The 22,112-nt window shown below is 28.1% G+C and carries 20 protein-coding genes and 1 other annotated feature; of the genes, 19 read left to right on the forward strand and 1 reads right to left on the reverse strand.

Translation table 11 applies throughout. The features are described from left to right. The first annotated feature begins 31 nt into the window (after positions 1-31). From EIH23_RS04080 to EIH23_RS04145, 14 genes are all read left to right on the forward strand, one after another. On the forward strand, positions 32-667 hold the full coding sequence (locus EIH23_RS04080; RefSeq protein WP_279265821.1) for an MgtC/SapB family protein: 636 nt from the start codon (positions 32-34) through the stop codon (positions 665-667). A 20-nt stretch (positions 668-687) separates the two neighbouring features. After that, complete coding sequence (gene pepF / locus EIH23_RS04085) at positions 688-2,472, forward strand: oligoendopeptidase F (protein ID WP_122638951.1); 1,785 nt, start codon at positions 688-690, stop codon at positions 2,470-2,472. Positions 2,473-2,559: 87 nt separating this feature from the next. Continuing rightward, entirely contained in the window at positions 2,560-3,096 is a 537-nt protein-coding gene (locus tag EIH23_RS04090) for a chromate transporter (RefSeq protein ID WP_122638952.1), read from the forward strand. Beyond that, entirely contained in the window at positions 3,096-3,662 is a 567-nt protein-coding gene (locus EIH23_RS04095) for a chromate transporter (protein ID WP_207734738.1), read from the forward strand. The genes EIH23_RS04090 and EIH23_RS04095 overlap by 1 nt, the downstream gene beginning before the upstream one ends. A gap of 141 nt (positions 3,663-3,803) precedes the next feature. After that, on the forward strand, positions 3,804-4,640 hold the full coding sequence (locus EIH23_RS04100) for a phosphate ABC transporter substrate-binding protein (RefSeq protein WP_122638953.1): 837 nt from the start codon (positions 3,804-3,806) through the stop codon (positions 4,638-4,640). 229 nt (positions 4,641-4,869) lie between these two features. Beyond that, complete coding sequence (gene pstC, locus EIH23_RS04105) at positions 4,870-5,787, forward strand: phosphate ABC transporter permease subunit PstC (RefSeq protein ID WP_122638954.1); 918 nt, start codon at positions 4,870-4,872, stop codon at positions 5,785-5,787. 1 nt (position 5,788) lies between these two features. Next, complete coding sequence (gene pstA / locus EIH23_RS04110) at positions 5,789-6,613, forward strand: phosphate ABC transporter permease PstA (protein ID WP_122638955.1); 825 nt, start codon at positions 5,789-5,791, stop codon at positions 6,611-6,613. A 42-nt stretch (positions 6,614-6,655) separates the two neighbouring features. Next, complete coding sequence (gene pstB, locus EIH23_RS04115) at positions 6,656-7,420, forward strand: phosphate ABC transporter ATP-binding protein PstB (protein WP_122638956.1); 765 nt, start codon at positions 6,656-6,658, stop codon at positions 7,418-7,420. Between the two features lie 29 nt (positions 7,421-7,449). Beyond that, on the forward strand, positions 7,450-8,103 hold the full coding sequence (gene phoU, locus EIH23_RS04120; RefSeq protein WP_122638957.1) for a phosphate signaling complex protein PhoU: 654 nt from the start codon (positions 7,450-7,452) through the stop codon (positions 8,101-8,103). 243 nt (positions 8,104-8,346) lie between these two features. Beyond that, positions 8,347-9,750 (forward strand): NADP-specific glutamate dehydrogenase, encoded by a 1,404-nt coding sequence (gene gdhA / locus EIH23_RS04125; RefSeq protein WP_164488978.1) that lies wholly within the window; start codon positions 8,347-8,349, stop codon positions 9,748-9,750. A gap of 201 nt (positions 9,751-9,951) precedes the next feature. Next, the gene (locus tag EIH23_RS04130) at positions 9,952-10,818 is read left to right on the forward strand and encodes an FUSC family protein (RefSeq protein ID WP_122638958.1); all 867 of its coding nucleotides are present in this window, start codon (positions 9,952-9,954) and stop codon (positions 10,816-10,818) included. A 67-nt stretch (positions 10,819-10,885) separates the two neighbouring features. Continuing rightward, positions 10,886-12,271 carry a [Fe-Fe] hydrogenase large subunit C-terminal domain-containing protein gene (locus EIH23_RS04135; protein ID WP_122638959.1) on the forward strand — a complete coding sequence of 462 codons (1,386 nt, stop codon included), beginning with the start codon at positions 10,886-10,888 and terminating at the stop codon, positions 12,269-12,271. Between the two features lie 37 nt (positions 12,272-12,308). Beyond that, positions 12,309-13,118, forward strand: a complete 810-nt coding sequence (locus EIH23_RS04140) for a polysaccharide deacetylase family protein (RefSeq protein ID WP_122638960.1) — start codon at positions 12,309-12,311, stop codon at positions 13,116-13,118. A gap of 74 nt (positions 13,119-13,192) precedes the next feature. Then, positions 13,193-13,453 (forward strand) — a binding site (T-box leader). A gap of 65 nt (positions 13,454-13,518) precedes the next feature. Next, positions 13,519-16,182 (forward strand): valine--tRNA ligase, encoded by a 2,664-nt coding sequence (locus EIH23_RS04145; protein WP_122638961.1) that lies wholly within the window; start codon positions 13,519-13,521, stop codon positions 16,180-16,182. 154 nt (positions 16,183-16,336) lie between these two features. Here the strand turns inward: EIH23_RS04145 and EIH23_RS16205 are convergent, their stop codons facing one another. Continuing rightward, positions 16,337-16,501 (reverse strand): hypothetical protein, encoded by a 165-nt coding sequence (locus EIH23_RS16205; protein ID WP_164488979.1) that lies wholly within the window; start codon positions 16,499-16,501, stop codon positions 16,337-16,339. Between the two features lie 218 nt (positions 16,502-16,719). Between EIH23_RS16205 and EIH23_RS04150 the strand changes: the two genes are divergently transcribed. From EIH23_RS04150 to EIH23_RS04170, 5 genes are all read left to right on the forward strand, one after another. After that, a complete protein-coding gene (locus tag EIH23_RS04150; protein ID WP_122638962.1) occupies positions 16,720-17,400 on the forward strand; it encodes a manganese catalase family protein in 681 nt (226 codons plus the stop codon). Positions 17,401-17,646: 246 nt separating this feature from the next. Then, positions 17,647-18,936 (forward strand): hypothetical protein, encoded by a 1,290-nt coding sequence (locus tag EIH23_RS04155; protein ID WP_122638963.1) that lies wholly within the window; start codon positions 17,647-17,649, stop codon positions 18,934-18,936. Positions 18,937-19,093: 157 nt separating this feature from the next. After that, positions 19,094-20,407 (forward strand): bifunctional folylpolyglutamate synthase/dihydrofolate synthase, encoded by a 1,314-nt coding sequence (locus EIH23_RS04160; protein WP_122638964.1) that lies wholly within the window; start codon positions 19,094-19,096, stop codon positions 20,405-20,407. Between the two features lie 186 nt (positions 20,408-20,593). Further along, on the forward strand, positions 20,594-21,310 hold the full coding sequence (locus tag EIH23_RS04165; RefSeq protein ID WP_122638965.1) for a rhodanese-like domain-containing protein: 717 nt from the start codon (positions 20,594-20,596) through the stop codon (positions 21,308-21,310). 98 nt (positions 21,311-21,408) lie between these two features. After that, complete coding sequence (locus EIH23_RS04170) at positions 21,409-22,110, forward strand: TVP38/TMEM64 family protein (RefSeq protein ID WP_122638966.1); 702 nt, start codon at positions 21,409-21,411, stop codon at positions 22,108-22,110. The last annotated feature ends 2 nt before the right edge of the window (positions 22,111-22,112 follow it).

Here is a 22,112-nt window from a genome sequence, read left to right on the forward strand (position 1 = left end):
GGGGATTTTTATAGACACAAAACAAATTATAATAAAATTATTATTAGCGTTATTTATGGGAGGGCTCACAGGATTAGAAAGAGAAAAATCTCATCAATTTGCAGGTTTTAGGACTCATATATTAGTTTCAGTAGGATCGTGTATAACATCAATAACTGCCTTAATGTTATTTCAAGAATATTATATTTATGCAAACATGGATCCAGGTAGGTTACCTGCTCAAGTATTATCGGGGATAGGTTTTTTAGGTGCAGGAGCAATTTTAAAAACATCTAATGGAATAAAGGGACTAACTACAGCTGCGGGAATATGGGCAACTGCATGTATAGGAATAACGATAGGATATGGTCAATATATACTAGGGATATTAGCATGGCTTTTTGTTATGATAACTTTATACATCTTAAAAAGGATAGATAGAGTTATTTTTAAAAAGAAAGAAGCTATATTAAGTATAACTGTAAATAATATAAATATAGTATCTATAATATATGATATATTGATTAAATCTCAAATTACTGTAAAAAATATGGATATAGATACAGGAGGAAATAGTATTTGGAGAATAAATTTTTATATAGTATATGATAGAAGAATAATTATGAGTGAATTAAAAAATGAATTAAATAAAATTGAAAATGTATTATTTATAGATTTTATATATTAAATTATAAAGGAGAGAATCATATGAACAAAGATAGAAATTTAATTGAAGAAGAATATAAATGGAATATAGAGGAAATGTATCCGAATGAAGAGGATATAGATTTAGATATAAAGAAGGTAGAAGATTTAATTAATAAAGTTAAATTATATAAAGGAAAGCTAGGAGATAGTAAAGATAATTTATGTGAAGCTCTTATACTATCAATAGATGCTTCTAGAATTGTTTCGAACTTATATGTATACACACATATGAAGTTACATGAAGATACTAGAATTAATGAAAATCAAGCTATAGCAACTAAGATAGAAATGATTTCAACAGAACTATCAATGGCAACTTCATATATGATCCCAGAAATAATATCAATTGATGATAATAAACTAAAAGAATTTTTACAATCAGAAGAACTTAGATTTTATAAAAAATATATAGATGATATTATAAGACAAAAACCACATACATTAAGTGAAAAAGAAGAGGAAATATTAGCAGCAGTATCAGATATATCAGGTGTAGCGGAAAATGTATATGACATGCTTTCATTTGCTGATTTAGAATTTCCTGAAATAGATGGAGAAGATGGTAATAAAATAAAGTTAACTAATTCTAATTTTTCAGTACTATTAAAAAGTAAAAATAGAAAAATTAGAAAAGATGCTTTTGAAGCAGTCTATTCTACATATGAAAAATATAAGAATACATTTGCATCAACTCTTTATGGAGGAATAAAATCTGAAATATTTTATGCTAAGATGAGAAAATATAACTCAGCATTAGAAGGCTCATTATTTAATGATGATGTAAACGTAGATGTATATAATAATCTTATACTAGCTATGGATGAAAACTTAGATTCACTTAATAAATATATAGAGCTAAAGAAAAAATTCTTAAAGCTAGATGAAATACATATGTATGATCTATATGTACCATTAACTGAAAACTTTGATATGAATATACCTTATGAAAAAGCTCAAGATATAATACTTAAAGCATTAAAGCCTTTGGGGGAAGATTATTTAAGTATTATAAGAAGAGCATTTTCAGAGCGTTGGATAGATGTTTATGAGAATGAAGGCAAACAAGGTGGAGCTTACTCTTGGGGAAGTTATGATTCTCATCCTTATATTCTTATGAATTATCATGATGATTTAAATTCCTTATTCACACTAATACATGAATTAGGTCACTCAGTGCACAGTTATTATTCTAGAAGTACACAAGAATATTTATATTCAGATTATAAAATATTTGTAGCAGAAGTAGCATCAACTTTAAATGAATTGCTACTGATAAATTACTTACTAGAAAACTCAAGCTCTAAAGAAGAAACTATATATTTATTAAATTACTATCTAGAGCAGTTTAGAACTACTGTATACAGACAAACTATGTTTGCTGAGTTCGAAAAAATAACTCATGAAAAGGTTGAAAGAAAAGAGCCTTTAACAGCTAAAGAATTTACAGATATATATTATGGGCTGAATGAAAAGTACTATGGGAAATCTTGTAATGTAGATAAGCAAATTGGCTTAGAGTGGGCTAGAATACCTCATTTCTATTCAAACTTCTATGTTTATAAATATGCTACTGGATTTTCTGCAGCAAGTGCATTAAGCCAACAAATATTAAATGAAGGAAAAGATGCAGTTAAAAGATATATAGAGTTTTTAAAAAGTGGTGGTTCAGACTATCCACTTAATCAGTTAAGAGCTGCAGGTGTAGATATGGAGAAAAAAGAATCTGTAGATAAAGCATTAAGTGTATTTAGTAATTTAGTAGATAAATTAGAAAAAGAATTATAAAAATAAAGGGCAATTAAATTATAATTTATAATTTGATTAGCCCATTTTATATTTTTAACCGAGAGATAATAGGGAGGAATACATATTATGAGTGAATTGATTGACTTATTTAAAACCTTTTTTAGGATTGGAGGACTAACATTTGGTGGTGGATATGCAATGCTTCCTATGTTAGAAAAAGAAGTTGTAGAAAGTAGAAAGTGGGCTACTAGTGAAGAATTATTAGATTACTATGCAGTAGGCCAGACAACTCCAGGAATAATAGCTGTAAATACAGCAACGTTTGTTGGATATAAGGTAAAGGGGATTTTAGGAGCGCTTTTTGCAACAATGGGAGTTGTATTTCCATCTTTAGTAATAATAATGATAATAGCAACTTGTTTAAAAAACTTCTCACAATTCGAGATTGTTCAAAATGCATTCTCGGGAATCAGGGTTGTGGTAGCTGTTCTTATATTAAATGCTATTATAAAGTTATGGAAGAATTCTATAGTTGATAAAATTGGTGTTGTTGTATTTGCACTAACATTTATATTGGGGGCAATATTAAAGGTTTCATCTATATATATAGTTATTGCAGCCGCAATAGTTGGATTTATAATTACATATGGGAGAAAGAAATAATGATTACTTATATACAATTATTTTATGAATTTTTTAAAACTGGTTTATTTGCTATAGGAGGAGGGCTAGCAACATTACCTTTTTTATATGATATAGCTAGAAATTATACTTGGTTTGATGAGTCTACTTTAGCGGATATGGTTGCAGTATCTCAATCAACTCCAGGTCCAATAGGTATAAATATGGCTACATTTGCAGGTTTTCAAGCAAGCGGAGTAATTGGATCTTTAGTAGCGACTACAGCATTAGTGATGCCAGCATTTATAATTATTATAATAGTTGCACATTTTTTAAGTAAATTTAGAGAAAGTAAACAGGTTGAAGCTGTATTTTGTGGATTAAGACCTGCTGTAACAGGTCTTATAGCTGTAGCATGGTTTCAAGTTGTAAATATATCAATATTGACATGGAGTAGATTTGTAGATTCAAAAAATATAATAAACTTATTCGATTATAAATCTTTAATTTTATTTATAATAATATTTTTTATTACTAGAAAATCTAAAAAACACCCTGCTTTATTTCTATTAATTGGAGCTATTGCAGGAATTGTATTGAAGTTATAGTGTTTACATACTCTTAACATTATTTACTTTCATTTAACTGATTTATAATATTTAGTTAACAAAAAATATGTATTATTTAGTTGTAAAGAAAAGTAAACAAATAAGTTAAACTAAATTTGAAAATATATCGGGGGTAATGAAATGTTCAAAAAAAGAGTATTAGCATTATTATCAAGTACAATATTAGTTGCAGGATTAGCTGTAGGATGTGGAGCTGGCTCTGGATCAGATGCAGGAAGTTCATCAAGCTCTAAGGTAACAGTATCAGGCTCAACTTCAGTAGGATCTCCAATGGAAAAATTAGCAGAAGCATTTGAAGAAAAAAATGAAGGAATAAAAGTTGAAGTTCAACAATTAGGTTCTTCAGCAGGTATAAAAAATGCTATAGAAGGAGTATCTGAAATAGGAATGTCATCTAGAGATTTAAAAGATGAAGAAAAGAGTTCTGGATTAAAAGAAACAATAATAGCAACAGATGGTATAGCTGTCATAACTAACTCAGCAAATAATGTAACTGATTTAACTTTAGATCAAGTTAGAGATATATACACAGGAAAAATAACTAACTGGAAAGATGTTGGAGGAAATGATGCTCCAATAGTAGTTGTATCAAGAGAAGATGGATCAGGAACTAGAGATGGATTCCAAGAAAAAGTAGGATTTGAGTCTGAAGAACTAGTATCAGATGCAACTATAAGTGACGGTTCAGGTAATATAAAGTCAACTGTAGAAGGAAATGAAAATGCAATAGGATACATATCTTTTGGATATGTTGATGAAAAAGTAAATTCAGTTAAAATAGATGGTGTAGAAATAAATCATGAAACCGTTGCAAATAATGAATATGTAATAGCAAGACCATTTATACTAGTAAACAAAGATGGAATATCTGATAATGCACAATCTTTAATAGACTTCATATTAAGTGATGAGGGTCAAAGTATATTAGAAGAAAAAGGATTCATAAGAGTAAACTAGTATAGATTTCCACTAAATAAAAAACAGCTATTTTAAGAGTTTTTCTTAAAATAGCTGTTTTTTATAATGTAAAAAAACGTTAAGAGTATGTAATATTTTTACCTTTACTTAACTTGGATATAATTTAGATTTAACTTTTCTATTATATTATCTAATTAAAGAAAGCGAATACAAATTAAACATAAAAAGCTTATTTTAAATAGAATAGTAAAAATAGGAGGGAATTTTAATGTCAATTGAATCTCAATCTGTAGAGATAAGTGAGAAGTATAAATGTAAAAATAATAAAGGTAAATATATAGCAGAGAATGTAGCTAAAAATATATTTTTTATTAGTGCATTAGTTGCAGTAGTAAGTTTACTTCTTATAATAGGATTTGTATTTTATAAAGGATTAACGCCATTCATAGCAAAGGGATACTCATTTACTAAATTTATAACAGGAGTTGACTGGTTACCTTCGTCTGATAAATTTGGTATTTTACCAATGATAGTGGCTTCATTATTAGCAACAGGTGGGTCTTTAATAATAGGTGTTCCAGTAGGTATATTAACAGCTGTATTTATTGCAGAAATAGCACCTAAAAAAGTTGCTAAACTAATGTCACCTGCAGTAGAACTATTAGCGGGTATACCATCAGTTTTATACGGTATATTTGGACTATCATTTATAGTACCTGGTATACAAAAAGCCTTTAATTTACCAAAAGGTCAAAGTCTATTAGCAGTAATAATAGTTTTATCTATAATGATGTTACCTACAATAATATCAGTATCTGAAACCGCAATAAGAGCAGTACCAAAAGCTTATAAAGAAGGTTCTTTAGCCCTAGGTGCTTCGAAAATAGAAACTATATTCAAAGTGATTTTACCAGCAGCTAAATCAGGAATATTAGCAGCTGTAGTACTAGGTATAGGTAGAGCATTAGGAGAAACAATGGCTGTAATATTAGTTGCAGGTAACTCTCCAGTGATGCCAGGATCTTTGATGGAAAGCGTAAGACCACTTACAACAAATATAGCTCTTGAAATGGGATATGCATTTGGAACTCATCAAGAAATGCTATTTGCTACAGGAGTAGTATTATTCTCATTTATATTAATTTTAAATCTAGTTTTAAATAAATTATCTAAGGGGGTAGATTAAGGTGAGGAAATTAAAAGAGAATATATTAAAGTTTTTAATCTATCTATCAGCAGTATTTACAGTAGGAACATTAGCTATAATAGTAGGATATATATTTACTAAAGGTATAGGAAAACTTAACTTACAATTTTTAATAAGTGATTACTCATCGTCTGGAGATGGTGGAATACTTCCTATGATAATAACAACAATTTATATGGTTGTACTTTCTATAGTTATAGCAACACCGATTGGTATATTATCAGCTATTTATATGCAAGAATATGCTAAGCAAGGTAAATTAGTAAAAGCAATAAGATTTGCAACAGAGAGCTTAGCAGGAATACCATCTATAATATATGGTCTATTTGGAGGGATTTTCTTTGTAACTGTTTTAAAATTAAGTTTTTCAATTTTATCAGGAGCGTTAACAGTTGCAATAATAATATTACCTTTAATAATAAGGACTACAGAAGAAGCTTTAAAAACTGTACCTAAAGCTTATAGAGAAGCTTCTTTAGCTCTTGGATCAACAAAATTCCAAACTTTATATAAGGTAGTTCTTCCAAGTGCAGTACCAGGGATACTTTCGGGAATAATATTATCTGTAGGTCGTGTTATAGGTGAATCAGCAGCGATATTTTTAACTGCAGGTACTGTTGCTCAAATGCCAACCGGAATATTTAGCAGTGCAAGAACATTGACTGTTCATGCATATCTTTTAACTAAAGAAACTGGAGATATTGAAACGGCTGCAGCGCTAGGTATAGTATTAATAGTCATAGTATTAACTTTAAATACTATAGCTAAAATAATAGCAAATAAATTAAATAAAGCAAATTACTAAAGTTTATATAAATATAGAAAATATATCTGAGAGGTAAGGATTATGAGTATGATAAATAAAACAAAACTAAATGTAAATAACTTAGATTTATTTTATGGAAACAATCAAGCTTTAAAAAAAATAAATATGAATATAAAGTCAAATAAAGTAACTGCATTAATAGGTCCTTCTGGATGTGGTAAATCTACATTCCTAAGAACACTAAATAGAATGAATGACTTAATAGATAATGTAACAATAAAAGGAAAAATAGAAGTTGATGGTGAAGATATATATAAATCTGACGATGTAATAAAATTAAGAACAAAAGTAGGTATGGTATTTCAAAAACCAAATCCGTTCCCAATGAGTATATATGATAATGTAGCTTACGGTCCAAGAATACATGGTATAAAAGATAAAAAAGAATTAGATAAAATCGTAGAGGAAAGTTTAAAAGGTGCAGCAATTTGGGATGAGGTTAAAGATAGACTTAAGTCTTCTGCTCTTGGTTTATCAGGTGGTCAACAACAACGTATATGTATAGCTAGAGCAATTGCTATGAAGCCAGAAGTAATACTTATGGATGAACCAACATCAGCTCTAGACCCAATATCAACTTTAAAAGTTGAGGAACTTATAGAAACACTTAAGAAACATTACACTATTATAATAGTTACTCATAATATGCAACAAGCAGCACGTATCTCTGATGAGACAGGATTTTTCTTAAATGGGGAATTGGTAGAATTTAACGAAACTAAAACTATATTTACTAATCCTTTTGATAAGCGTACAGAAGATTATATTACAGGTAGATTTGGTTAGAATTTATATAATATAAAAGGAGTAAAATCATGATGGTTACAAGGTTAGAATTTAACATAAATACTTTAAGAGAATATGCAATCAGGATGGTTGAAAAGTGTGAAGATGCAGTTTCTTTATCAATAAATAGCCTAGTAAATAAGGATTTAGATAGTGCAAGAAAAGTTATTAAGTTAGATGAAGATATAGATACGTTAAGAGAATATATAAGGGATAGAAGTATAGAATTAATTGTACTAAAGCAACCAATGGCAAAAGATTTAAGGTTTATATATGCTTTAAGTAATATAGCTATAGAATTAGAAAGAATAGGTGATTATGCTGAAAATATAGCTGAAGAGGCACTAGCTATAGAAAATGAAGATCATATTATGAAATTAAATCGAATAGAAGAAATGGGAAGTGTATGTTTAAGTATGCTTAGTGATATAAAAAAATCATTATCTGACTGTGACGAAAAGTTAGCATATGATATAGCATCTAGAGATGATAAAATTGATGAAATATATAAAATTTCTAAGCCAGATATTATAAGTATAATGAGCGAAAAAGCTAAAAATGTAGAACAAGGAACAAGAATTTTATTTGTAGCTAGATATCTTGAAAGAATAGGGGACCATATAACTAATATATGTGAAAAAATTATATACGTAGCTAATGGTAAAATGATAGAGATTGATTAAAAATAATTTGCATAATATAAGTAGATAAACACTACAATATTGTGCAAATTATTTTTATATAATGAAAGTTATTTTCATATAATAAAATTAAGTAGTTTTATATTTTAGATAAATATATAATAGTATATTACTGAAAATTCAGAAATTTTTAAAGGATTATAGTTGTACTATTGGAAAAATTTTGTTTAAAGTATAAAATTATATAAGAGAGATTTAACAATTCAATTAATTAGGGGGATTAAAATGAGTTCGAAAGTTATTGAATCAGTAAGTGGATTACTTGAGGAGACTGTAGTTGAGATTAAAGCAACTCAATATGTAAAAAATGTTATAAATCAAGTTAAAGAAAGAAATAAGGGGGACGAAGAATTTCATCAAGCTGTTGAAGAGGTTATAAAATCTTTAGAGCCTGTATTAGTTAAACATCCAGAATATATGGAGGAAAGTATCTTAGAAAGAATTGTAGAGCCAGAAAGACAAATTATTTTCAGAGTTCCTTGGATTGATGATAGAGGTCAAGTTCAAGTTAATAGAGGTTTTAGAGTACAATTTAATAGCTCAATAGGACCTTATAAAGGTGGATTAAGATTTCACCCTTCGGTAAATGGAAGTATAATAAAATTTTTAGGATTTGAGCAGATATTTAAAAATTCATTAACTGGATTACCTATAGGGGGAGGAAAAGGAGGAGCAGATTTCGACCCTAAAGGAAAATCAGATAGAGAGATAATGAGATTCTGTCAAAGTTTTATGACAGAGTTATATAGACATATAGGTCCAGATGTAGATGTTCCAGCTGGAGATATAGGAGTTGGAGGAAGAGAAATAGGATACTTATTTGGACAATATAAAAGGATAAGAAATGCTAATGAGCCTGGAGTCCTAACTGGAAAAGGATTAAATTATGGTGGATCATTAGTAAGAACTGAAGCAACAGGGTATGGTCTTATATACTTTGTAGATGAAATGTTAAAGGCTCATGGAGAAAGTATTCAAGGGAAAAAGATTGTTATATCAGGAGCGGGAAATGTTGCTATATATGCGGCACAAAAGATACAACAATTAGGGGCAACTGTAATTGCAATGTGTGATTCTAATGGATACATAGTTGATGAAAATGGGATTGATATAGACTTAATTAAACAAATCAAAGAAGTTGAAAGAAAGAGAATTAAAGAATATGCAGAAAGAAAACATAATGCTCATTATTTTGAAGGACAAAAAGGCATTTGGTCAGTAAAGTGTGATATAGCTTTACCTTGTGCAACTCAAAATGATATAACTATAGAGGAAGCTAAAGTATTAGTTAATAATGGAGTAAAAGCAATTGGAGAAGGTGCAAACATGCCTTGTACAAATGAAGCTTTAAATTATTTACTAAAAAATAATATTTTAGTAGCTCCAGCAAAGGCTGCAAATGCAGGAGGAGTTGCAACATCAGCTTTAGAAATGGCGCAAAATAGTATGAGGCTTTCATGGTCATTTGAAGAAGTAGATAACAAATTAAAAGAAATAATGATAAACATATTTAATTCATCTAAAGAAGCTGCTAAAGAATATGGTAAAGATGGCAACTATGTTGTAGGAGCTAATATAGCTGGATTTATTAAAGTAGCAGATGCTATGATGAGTCAAGGGATAATATAATAAATTTTATCGGAAATTAATATATGATGTATTTAATGATTACATATTTTATTTTAAAATTATAATTATTAAATACATCTTTTTTTATAAAAATATCTAGAATTAATAGGGAATATTGTATACAGTCTACCAATATATTTTTTTTTAGATTATACTATATAAGTAAATATATCGGTATAATCACATCGGGAGGTTTAACAGTTGAAAATTAAGCTAGGTATGAGGACAATTAAGACTGGTATAGCGGTTATGCTTTGTTGCATATTTGGGCAGTTTGTTATACAAAAAATGTTTTTTGCAGTTGCAGCGTGTGCATTATCAGTCCAAGATACAGTACGTGGATCATTAAAAGAGGGGCTAGGCAGAGTAAGAGGGACAATGCTTGGAGGATTGATTGGATACTTAATGGCTATTATTAAACCTGAAGATCCAATTTTATGTGGAATAGGTGTAATGGCAGTTATATATGGATGTACTATATTAAATACAGGTGGGGGAATCGTATCAGTAGTAACTTTTTCAGCAATATACTTAGGAAATATAAGTGCTGAACCAGGGTATTATGCAATTCATAGAGTTATAGATACATCAATGGGTGTAATCTTTGGAGTACTTGTAAATTACATGTTTGCTAGACCAGATTACCTAAAAAATACAGTAAGCGAATTTATAAATATGGAAATATTATCTAAAGAATTTATAAAATTAAGAATTATAAATAATGAACACTTTGATATAAGCAAATATAGAGAATCATTTAATAAATTAGAATGTGTGTACTCTAAATTTCTAGATGAGTTAGATTTTAGTAAAAATAATGTAAATACAGATGAACTAGAAGAAGCAATTGGTATATGCGAACAAATATATTTTCATATGAAATCTATAGAATTATTAGAAGAAAAGCTTTATCTAAGTAAAAAAAACTATAAAATATTAAAGAAGTTTTATAAAGGAGAGGAGTTTAACTGGGATATAGATGATCATAAATCTCCTGTATTTAACTTTCATTTAGAAAAAATAATAGAAAAGATAGATAAATTAAGTTATATAAATGATTTCAAATAACAATTCATTAATAAAATATAGCTCCTCTACAAATATTAGATATATAAGCCTATTTGGGAGGTGCTATATGAAACCTATCTATATAGAAAATCAAATTTTAAGTAATTATAAATCAAAAATTTTTCAAGAATTAATAAGAATTATATGGTATGAAAATCTAAATGATATAAATGAGATTCCTCAAAAAGTGCTAAAAGATTTGCGAAATGATATAAATAAGGAAATAGATGAAGGAACAGTTATCAACTTAATAAGAATAATAATGGGTCTTGATCCTATTGATAGAATCGATGATGTAAATTTAAAAGATTTAATTAATGAAGCTACTAATCTAAAACAAATTCAAATGCCTGTAATTTCTATAATAGATGATGCTTGCAAGTATTGTGAAAGTAGTAAAGGTGAATGTTTAACTAAGAGTAAGCATATACATTGTAATAAGGAAAGTACATGTAGTTCATGTGGACAATGTATGTATAAATGTAAGCTAGGTGCTATATCGGATAAAATTGAGTTTATACCGATGATAAATATGCTTAAGAGTAAAGAGTATCCAGTATATGCAGCAGTAGCGCCAGCTTTTATTGGACAATTTGGAGAAAATGTAACTGCTGGAATTTTAAGAAGTGCCCTTAAAAGTATAGGATTTGAAGATATGATAGAAGTTGCGTTTGCAGCTGATATACTTACAGCTAAAGAAGCATATAGCTTTTATGAAAATATGAATAATAATAATAAGGAATTTTTTATAACAAGTTGCTGTTGTCCTGTATGGGTTAACTTAGTAAAAAATAAATTTCCTATAGTGGCTGATAAAATATCTACATCTGTATCGCCAATGATTGCTTGTGGAAGAATAATTAAAATTTTGAATCCTAGTGCAAAAGTAGTTTTTATTGGACCATGTATAGCTAAAAAGGAAGAAGCTAAGGAAGATGCTTTAAATGATGCAATAGATTTTGTACTTACTTTTGAGGAGATAGAGCAAATTTTTAAAGCTTTAAATGTAAACTTATTAGATATTGAAGAAGATGCTAGAGAAGAATCTTCTTACTGTGGACGAATATATGCAAAATCAGGGGGTGTTAGCAAATCTATAGAAGCTACATTAAAAGAAATTGACTCAAGTATTAAGTTTAAACCTATAGCATTTCAAGGTGCTAAAGAATGTATTGAAGATTTAAACAAAGTTATAAATAAAGAACTAGATGTTAATTTTATAGAAGGAATGGGATGTATCGGGGGTTGCATAGGAGGACCTAAGAAACTTTTATCAGTAGATAAGGGTAGTGCAAATGTGGACAAATATTCAAATGAAGCGGATATGAAAACGCCACTTGATAATTTAAATGTAGCTCAATTTTTAATACAAATAGGTATTTTAAAAGTAGAGAATTTAAATGTTAAAGATCATGAAAAAATTCAAAAAATTTTTGAGAGAAGTACTAAATGATAATTTAACTTAATCTTTATTTAAAGGGGATTAGAATATGGGGGATAATAGAAAAGTATTAAAAATATTAATGGGGGTATTTGTAAGTGCAATTTTGATAAGTATAGGTATTTCTTTTAAATATAGCTATAATATTAAAGATAAATATAGCAATATTGATGATAGCTTAAATTCAAATAAAAGTGTAACTGAAATCATAGATAATAGTGCAAATGAAATAAGTAAAGGTCCTGGAGCAACACAAGATAAAATAGCATATATAACAATAGATGATGGGCCATCAAAGTATACTAGTCAGATATTAGATATATTAGATGAAAATAATGTAAAAGGTACATTTTTTATGTTAAATGATAATATGAAAAAATATGAGGATGAAATAAAAAGAATGGTAGATGAAGGACATGGAGTAGGATTTCATGGTGTTAGTCATGATGTAGAAGAATTATATAAAACTGCAACATCTTCTTTAGAAGAGTTTGAAACTTGTAATAAAACACTTTATGATATTACAGGAGAAACATCAAAATTAATAAGACTTCCATATGGAAGTAAACCATATACACCAGAAGTAAATTACAATAATCTAATTGATAATGGATATTTAGTTTGGGATTGGACTCTTGATACATTAGATTGGAAATCAAGTAAAGATCAAATTGTAAGTAATATATTGTATTATGGAAGAGAAAGAGAAGAAATAGTAGTTTTAATGCATGAAAAAGAAGAAAGTGTAAAAGCATTAAGTGATACGATTAAGATTTTAAAAGAGAGGGGGTATACTTTACTTCCTATAACTGAAAATATAGAGCCTAAAAACTTTTGGGTAGGGAATACTAATAGCTAAAATTACTTATATTATTATAAGTAATTGACAATAATAATGATAATTAGATATAATTAATAAATAAAATAATATAAAAAAATACAGTGAAGAAGAGGAGTATGTAAATACTGCTAATAGAGAAGAAAACTCATAGGCTGGAAGGTTTTCTAAGTATAGGTTTACAGAAGGTAGCTTCGGAGTTTCTAGGTTGAATTAATAGTAGACTTAGACGGTGAAAATCGTTAAAATTTATTGAGAGCTAAGAGGAAAATTTTTTGTATTTGAATGATGCAACGATACAATTTTGAATTTAAATCTTAGAATTAAGGTGGTAACGCGAGCTTTTCGTCCTTATTATAAGGACTAAAAGCTCTTTTTTATTATACAAATTAGAATAATTAATAAGCAGGAGGAAATATCAATGGAAAATACTAATTTATCAAAAACGTATAATCCTAAAGACTTTGAATCAAGATTATATTCAGAGTGGGTAGAAAAAGGATACTTTAAATCTAGCCCAAATCCAAATAAAAAGCCATTTACAATAATGCTTCCACCGCCTAACATAACTGGGCAATTACATATGGGACATGCACTTGACCATACATTACAAGATATACTTATAAGATGGAAGCGTATGGACGGATACGAAGCTTTATGGCAACCAGGAACTGACCATGCTTCTATAGCAACAGAAGTTAAAGTTGTTGAAAGAATAAGAGAACAAGAAGGAAAATCTAAGTACGAATTAGGAAGAGAAGAATTCTTAAAGAGAGCTATGGATTGGAGAAATGAATTTGGTAGAAAAATAGTAGACCAAATGAAACAATTAGGAGATTCTTGTGACTGGGACAGAGAAAGATTTACAATGGATGAAGGATGTAATGAAGCTGTTACTGAGTTCTTTGTGAAACTTTATGAAAAAGGTCAAATATATAGAGGAAACAGAATAATAAACTGGTGTCCAGATTGTAAAACTACTTTATCTGATGCTGAAGTTGAACATGAAGAGCATGAAGGTAAATTCTATCACATAAAATACCCAATAGCAGGTAGTGATGAATTTTTAGAAATAGCTACAACTAGACCAGAAACATTATTAGGAGATACAGGTATAGCTGTAAATCCAGAAGATGAAAGATATACTCATTTAGTAGGAAAGCATGCAATACTTCCATTAGTAGGAAGAGAGCTTATAATAGTTGCTGATGATTATGTTGATGCAGAGTTCGGTACAGGTGCTGTTAAAATGACTCCAGCTCATGACCCTAATGACTATGAGGTAGGAAAAAGACATAATTTAGAGCAAATAAATGTAATGAACGAAGATGGAACAATGAATAGTTTAGCTGGTAAGTACGAAGGTATGGACAGATATGAGTGTAGAAAACAACTTATAGCTGATTTAGACGAAGCTGGATACTTAATAGCTATAAAAGATCATAACCATAATGTAGGTTCTTGCTATAGATGTCATACAGTAATAGAACCAAGACTATCAGATCAATGGTTTGTTAAAATGGACGAGCTTGCAAAACCTGCAATAGAGATACTTAAAAAGCAAGAATTAAAATTTGTTCCAGATAAGTTTGATAAAACTTACTTACAATGGTTAGAAAATATAAGAGACTGGTGTATATCAAGACAGTTATGGTGGGGTCATCAAATACCAGCTTATTACTGCCAAGATTGTGGTGAAGTAATAGTTGCTAAATCTAAGCCACAAGCATGTAAGTGTGGATGCACTAACTTAAAGCAAGATGAAGATGTACTTGATACTTGGTTCTCTTCAGCATTATGGCCATTCTCAACATTAGGTTGGCCAAATAATACAGAAGAATTAAACTACTACTACCCAACTAGTGTATTAGTTACTGGATACGATATAATATTCTTCTGGGTAGTAAGAATGGCATTTGCAGGAATGTTCTGTATGAATGAAAAGCCATTTGAGCATGTATTAATACATGGACTTGTAAGAGACTCTCAAGGTAGAAAAATGAGTAAATCTTTAGGTAATGGTATAGATCCATTAGAAGTAATCGACCAATATGGTGCTGATGCGTTAAGATTCATGTTAGCAACAGGAAATTCCCCAGGAAATGATATGAGATTCTACATGGAAAGAGTAGAAGCTGCAAGAAACTTTGCTAATAAGTTATGGAATGCGTCAAGATTCGTATTCATGAATATAGATACAGAAATAATGGAAGGTGTAAATAGAGAGTCTGTTGAAGCTAATTTAACTTTAGCTGATAAGTGGATAATCTCAAGAGCAAACAATGTTGTTAAAGAAGTTACTGACAATATGGATAAGTTTGACCTTGGTATAGCAGCTCAAAAGATATATGACTTCGCATGGTCAGAATACTGTGACTGGTATATAGAAATAGTTAAACCAAGATTATACAGTGAAGATAAAGAAGCTAAACAAGCTGCTTTATATACATTAACTTATGTATTAGAAAAAATATTAAAATTATTACACCCATATATGCCATTTATAACAGAAGAAATATATACTCATTTACCAACAGTAGAAGGAAGTATAGTTATATCTTCATTCCCTCACTACACTGAAGCTGATAATATGGCTAAAGAAGAGGAAATGATGAGCTTAACAATGGATGGAATAAGAAATATAAGAAATGTAAGAGCTGAAATGAATGTTCCACCATCAAAGAAAGCTAAGGTAATAATAGTTCCAACTGAAGAAAAGAAAGAAGCGATGGTTGCAGGTTGTGATTACTTTGTAACATTAGCATCTGCATCTGAAGTTGAAATAGTGGCTAATGAAGATAATATACCAGAAGATGCTGTAAGTGTTGTTATAGATGGAGTTAAAATATTTATACCTCTTGATGAATTAGTTGACTTTGCAAAAGAAATAGAAAGATTAAGCAAAGAAAAAGCTAAATTAGAAAGTGAAATAAAGAGAGTTAACGGAAAACTTTCTAATGAGGGATTTGTTGCAAAAGCTCCAGAGGCATTAATAAATGCTGAAAAAGCTAAAAAAGAAAAATTCGAAGAAATGATGAAGTCTGTAGTAGAAAGACTTGAAAATTTAGAATTAAAAATGAAATAGATAACTTAAATCAATGATAATTTAGTTGACTTAAAGATGAAAATAGTTAGTACAAGCAGATTAAGAGAATTTGCAATGTACTAACTATTTTTTATTATATTAGATATAAAGTTATAGTCAATTTATTTTGAGGATTTAGTATATAAGAAATATATTATTCTATAATATTGTCAGAGTCTTCGAATTCATTTTTTACGTAGTTATTTAGAATTGTTAGTATTAAATTATCTGTTGTGGTACGATTTTCTGTAGCTAAAATATCTAATTGAACTTTTAAGTCTGTCGGTAAATTGTTACTTAAAATATTTTCGTTATTCATTAAACATCACCTCTTAAAATTTATTATCTCCAATATGTGTATAAATAAGCCATATAAATATTTATGATAAAATTTAACTATAGATGACTTTGAGAAAATAGTAACGTACATTTTTATTTTATAAAATTATGTTTTATTTTTATTATGATATAAATCATTAATATATTTTATTTTTATGTTAATAATATTTTTATACAACATAAAGGAGGTATATTGATTTGTTTAAACATGATAAAGCTTTATTACGTGAAGTAAAAGTAGAAAAACCTAATCCTCAATATGCTGTTCTTATGCAAGAACAATTAGGAGGAGCAAATGGTGAGTTAAAGGCTGCAATGCAATATTTATCTCAAAGTTTTAGGGTAAAAGATCCACAACTAAAAGATTTATTTTTAGATATAGCAGCAGAAGAACTTAGCCATATGGAAATGGTGGCTCAAACTATTAATTTATTAAATGGACATGAAGTTGACTATAATAAAGTTGGACAAGGTGAAATAGAGACACATGTATTATCTGGATTAGCTCCATTTTTAATAAACTCATCAGGTGAGCCTTGGACAGCAAATTATGTAAGTGTGACAGGCGACTTAGTGGCAGATTTATTATCTAATATAGCATCTGAGCAAAGAGCTAAAGTTGTATATGAATATTTATATAGACAAATAGAAGATAAATATGTAAGAGAAACAATAGACTTTTTACTTAATAGAGAGGAAGCACATAATGCTTTATTTAGAGATGCTTTAAATAAAGTACAAAATACTGGTTCAAATAGAGATTTTGGAGTTACTAAAGATTCTAAATTATACTTTGATTTATCAACTCCTGGACCAAATCATGACACTGTATTAAATAATGTTAATCCACCTTCTTTTGAACAACCATTAAAGAAATAGTAATACATATAAAGTGTTAATATTACTGAGATTAACTTAATATTATAAAAAATTATTTATAAAATAAAAATATTATATATAAACCATAAAGTGACCTTTGAGTAGGTCATTTTTACTATGTTATAAATTTATGTACTAATATGTATTAATATAAAATTATAGGTGTTTAATAAAATAGAATAATATGGAAATAGGGTTTTATATGATATATAATAATGAAAAGTATATTATTTTTAGGGGGAAAAGGTGGACTATATATTAGACATAGCAACGACTATATTTGAATATTCAAGCTGGGTAATTATATTAGGTGTAATATTTATATTAATAAAATTTTATAAAGAGAGAGAAGAGAATGAAGATTACTTAGTTTTAAAATTAATAGGATTTTATCTTCTAGGATGTTTTACCTTTAATATAGATATTTATATCAAATTCATAATTCCAGTAGGATATGGAATCTATGCTTTATGGATGAAAGATAAAGATAGAAAAAATAAAGTAATTAAACACAAATCAGCCAATCTAGGAATAATAGTATTAGGAATTGGAATTGTATGTGGCTTTATTTATAATGGACTAGAATACCGAGATAGATTTGTAAGAATAGAAAATAATAGTGTTAAAGGTATAGAAGATGATTATAAGTTAATAGAAGAAAATCTGAAATTAAATGATTACATTATACCTAAAGACTTTAGATTAAGCTATTATGATGATAATATAGAGAATATAAGTTATTCATTTATAAGTGATGATAAATATTATAATATATCTAAAAACAAAGAGAATGAAGGCTATAATATAATGATAAATAAGTATAGTGATAAAGTAGACTCATACTGGAATGCATTTTATAATTATAATGAAATAGGAACAAATACAATTGAAATAAAAGAGCTTTTAAAAGCTATATCTAATATTAAATTTGATACAAGTAAAACTGATAAAGAAATAGTATCTTACTATTTAACTTATGATGAAAATAACTATTCAACAGGAAGTGAACAAGTAGATAATGGTGATACTATATACTATATAGAAGACTATGAGAAATATACATATAAAAAGGCTCAAAGAAGAGAATTACCAATGAGTGGTGGAATTATTTGGTTTAGCCTTATGAAGGAAATGTCAAATAATACAGAAGATACATATGGTACAGAAAGTGTATATACTGATGCCTATGTGTTATATCCAAGGAAAAATCAAGAACTTATAGATGATAATATATCATATTTAAAAGTTAAAGACTTAAGAGATAATAAAGAAGAAATTTTAAGTATTGAAGATGATTATGAAAAGATATGTAGCTTATTAGATTCTTTTGAATTTATAAGTTGGGAAGAGCAAAATGATGATTTTAATCTTCAAGGTGATATTATATTAACTATAAATGATGATACAGATATTAGTTTAGAATTTTACAATAATCAAGAGTATGTAAGATATACAAGTAGTGATGAAAATGTAATTTATAAAATAAATAAAGACATCTATAATGAAGTAATTAAAATATCCATTAGAGTACTCTAATGGATATTTTTAATTTATATATACAATAAATTCTTTGTTATAGATATATAAATATACTATAATTAACTTATAAAATATAGAAATTTTATAAGTTAAGTCAAAATGAATCATAGATATTATATAGATAATTTATAAAAAATGACAAGGGGGAAGAAGGATGAATTACCAAGAATCATTAAAATATATAGCAGATACTCATAAGTTTGGTATAAGATTAGGATTAGATTGTACTGGAAAATTATTGGAGCTTTTAGGTAATCCTCAAGAAAATTTAAAAGTGGTTCATGTAGCAGGTACAAATGGAAAAGGATCAGTTTGCTCTTTTGTAGCAAATATTTTAAAAGAAGAAGGATATAAAGTAGGACTTTATACATCTCCGTACTTAGAAACTTTTACAGAAAGAATAAGAGTAAATGGAGAAAATATACCAGAGGATGATGTTGCAAGAATAATAACTTTAATAAAAGATAAAATAGATATAATGGTTAGCGAAGGTTATTCTGCACCTACAGAATTTGAAATAGTAACTGCTATGGCATTTTATTATTATAATGAACAAGAAATAGATTATGTGGTTCTAGAAGTTGGACTAGGTGGACGATATGATTCTACTAATGTAATTAAGAATCCATTAGTAAGTGTATTAGTATCTATAAGTTTAGATCATATTGGTGTTCTTGGGGATACTATAGGAAAAATAGCTTATGAAAAAGCTGGAATAATAAAGGAAAATGGAACCGCTATAGTATATAAGCAAGTTAAGGAAGCAGAAGACGTTATAAAAGAAGTTTGTAAAGATAAAAATGCAAACTATATAGAAGTAAACTTTGATAATATATATATTAAAAAATCAGATATATACTCTCAAGTATATGATTGTGATATTATGTTAGAAAAATTTGATGACATAGAAATAAAATTAATAGGAGATCATCAAATAAATAATTCAATAGTTGCATTAAATGTAATTAAGTATTTAAGAGATAATAAAGATGTTAAAGTAAGTAATGAATCTATAAGAAAAGGTCTTTTAACTACTAAGTGGCCTGGAAGAATAGAAAAGATAAAAGAAAATCCTATGTTTATAATAGATGGAGCTCATAATGAAGATGGAGCAAAGTCATTATCAAAGGCTTTAGATAAAAACTTCCCAAATAAGAAATTAACAATGCTAATAGGGATGTTGGCAGATAAAGATATAGATAGTGTATTAAAAATACTGATGCCTAAGTTTGATAAAGTGGTAACTACAACTCCAGATAATGATAGAGCTATAAATAGTGAAGAATTAAAAAATAAAATATCTAAGTATGTAGATAATGTAATTTCAATAGAGAATATAGATGATGCAGTTAATTATACTTTAAATAATTCTAAAGAAGATGATGTAATAATAAGTGCTGGATCATTATATATGATAGGAGCAGTTAGAACTTTAGTAAAAGAAAAAGAGCTTTTAATTCAAAAATAATACTAAACAAAGTTACCCTTGGATTTATTCAAGGGTAATTTTTATATAGAAAACTTCTATACAAAAATATTATAGTATAGAAGTTTTCTATATAAGTTTACTTAAAAATATCATTTGGTATAATTGAACATGGTCAAAAGCTTGTAATTATAATATAAAATTATATATTTAGAGGGAGATTAAAAAATGAATGTAAAGAAAATAGTAAAATCACTATCAGTTGGAATGCTATTAGTATTAGCAATAGGTGGCTTAGTGGGGTGCTCTTCAAATAAAGGGGAAGTAGGCTATAACAAAATAGATTCTACTAAGACTGAAAAGTTAGCTGATGAAAATGAAAATGTACTAGTAATAGATGTTAGAGATGAAGAAAATTATATAAAAGGTCATTTAGCAAATGCTATAAATATACCATTTGATGAGTTTGAAGGAAAAATATCTGAGTTAGAAATATATAAAGATCAAAAAATACTATTAATATGTCATACAGGTAATAAAAGTGGTAAGGCAGCTAAGATGTTAATAGATAATGGGTTTACTAAAGTATATAATGCAGAAGATGGTATGGATGAATTTGATTATAAAACAGTTGATTATACTAATGTAACTGGAAATGAATTTGAGAAGTTAGTTGAAGAAAATAAAGATGCTTTTATATTAGATGTTAGAGATGCAAAAGATTATGATAAAGGTAGTATAAAAAATGCAGTTAATATACCTATTGATGAAGTTGAATCAAGATTAAATGAAATTGATGATCATAAAGATGAAGATATATTAATATATTGCTCTATAGGTAGAAGAAGTGCTCAAGTAGCTGAATTATTAAAAGATAAAGGTTTTAAAAACGTAGTCAACTCAGTTGATGGTGTTAAAGAATACGATTTTAATTTAGTTAAATAATATATTAAAGTAAAATGGGGGTATAAAATACTTATTTTTATATTCCCTAATTTAATTTAAAAGCTAATTAAGTAGAAAGGATATATAAGTTTATCAATATGAAAGAAAATAGAAAAAAGAGTTTAAATAAAACATTTTGGATTACATTAGGAATAATTTTAGTATCATTATTAATTTACATATTTAATCCATCAGTAAATAAAGTTATTAATAAAATGACATCATATTTAATATCTCTTGATATGGATGGTTTAAAGGAATATATATTATCCTTTGGAATGTGGGCTCCGGTAATATCATTTTTATTAATGATACTTCAGTCAGTTGCAGCTCCTCTTCCAGCATTCGTAATAACTTTTGCTAATGCTGCGCTATTTGGATGGGTGTATGGAGCTATACTTTCTTGGTCTAGTGCTATGGCTGGAGCAACATTATGTTTTTATATAGCAAAGTTTCTTGGTAGAGGTGTGGTAGAAAGCTTAACTAGTAAGTTTGCACTTGAAAGCATAGATAAGTTTTTTGATAAATATGGAAAGCACACTATATTAATATCAAGATTACTTCCGTTTATGTCTTTTGACTTAGTAAGCTATGCAGCAGGTTTAACATCAATGAGCTTTATATCATTTTTTGTAGCCACTGGAATAGGTCAGCTTCCAGCAACTATAGTTTACTCATATGTAGGAGGAATGCTTACAGGTGGTGCTAAGTTAATGATGACTGGGCTTCTTACTTTATTTGCATTAAGTATACTAATATATGTAGCTAAAAAGGTATGGAGTGAAAAGCATAATAATTAATT

The organism is Romboutsia sp. Marseille-P6047, assembly GCF_900604535.1.
Taxonomy (GTDB): domain Bacteria; phylum Bacillota; class Clostridia; order Peptostreptococcales; family Peptostreptococcaceae; genus Romboutsia_E.

Excerpts from the sequence above, each read along its gene's own strand:
- pepF (WP_122638951.1), top strand. The coding sequence starts at position 688 with ATGAACAAAGATAGAAATTTAATTGAAGAAGAATATAAATGGAATATA.
- EIH23_RS04090 (WP_122638952.1), top strand. The coding sequence starts at position 2,560 with ATGAGTGAATTGATTGACTTATTTAAAACCTTTTTTAGGATTGGAGGA.
- EIH23_RS04095 (WP_207734738.1), top strand. The coding sequence starts at position 3,096 with ATGATTACTTATATACAATTATTTTATGAATTTTTTAAAACTGGTTTA.
- EIH23_RS04100 (WP_122638953.1), top strand. The coding sequence starts at position 3,804 with ATGTTCAAAAAAAGAGTATTAGCATTATTATCAAGTACAATATTAGTT.
- pstC (WP_122638954.1), top strand. The coding sequence starts at position 4,870 with ATGTCAATTGAATCTCAATCTGTAGAGATAAGTGAGAAGTATAAATGT.
- pstB (WP_122638956.1), top strand. The coding sequence starts at position 6,656 with ATGAGTATGATAAATAAAACAAAACTAAATGTAAATAACTTAGATTTA.
- phoU (WP_122638957.1), top strand. The coding sequence starts at position 7,450 with ATGATGGTTACAAGGTTAGAATTTAACATAAATACTTTAAGAGAATAT.
- gdhA (WP_164488978.1), top strand. The coding sequence starts at position 8,347 with ATGAGTTCGAAAGTTATTGAATCAGTAAGTGGATTACTTGAGGAGACT.
- EIH23_RS04135 (WP_122638959.1), top strand. The coding sequence starts at position 10,886 with ATGAAACCTATCTATATAGAAAATCAAATTTTAAGTAATTATAAATCA.
- EIH23_RS04140 (WP_122638960.1), top strand. The coding sequence starts at position 12,309 with ATGGGGGATAATAGAAAAGTATTAAAAATATTAATGGGGGTATTTGTA.
- EIH23_RS04145 (WP_122638961.1), top strand. The coding sequence starts at position 13,519 with ATGGAAAATACTAATTTATCAAAAACGTATAATCCTAAAGACTTTGAA.
- EIH23_RS16205 (WP_164488979.1), bottom strand. The coding sequence starts at position 16,501 with ATGAATAACGAAAATATTTTAAGTAACAATTTACCGACAGACTTAAAA.
- EIH23_RS04160 (WP_122638964.1), top strand. The coding sequence starts at position 19,094 with ATGAATTACCAAGAATCATTAAAATATATAGCAGATACTCATAAGTTT.
- EIH23_RS04165 (WP_122638965.1), top strand. The coding sequence starts at position 20,594 with ATGAATGTAAAGAAAATAGTAAAATCACTATCAGTTGGAATGCTATTA.
- EIH23_RS04170 (WP_122638966.1), top strand. The coding sequence starts at position 21,409 with ATGAAAGAAAATAGAAAAAAGAGTTTAAATAAAACATTTTGGATTACA.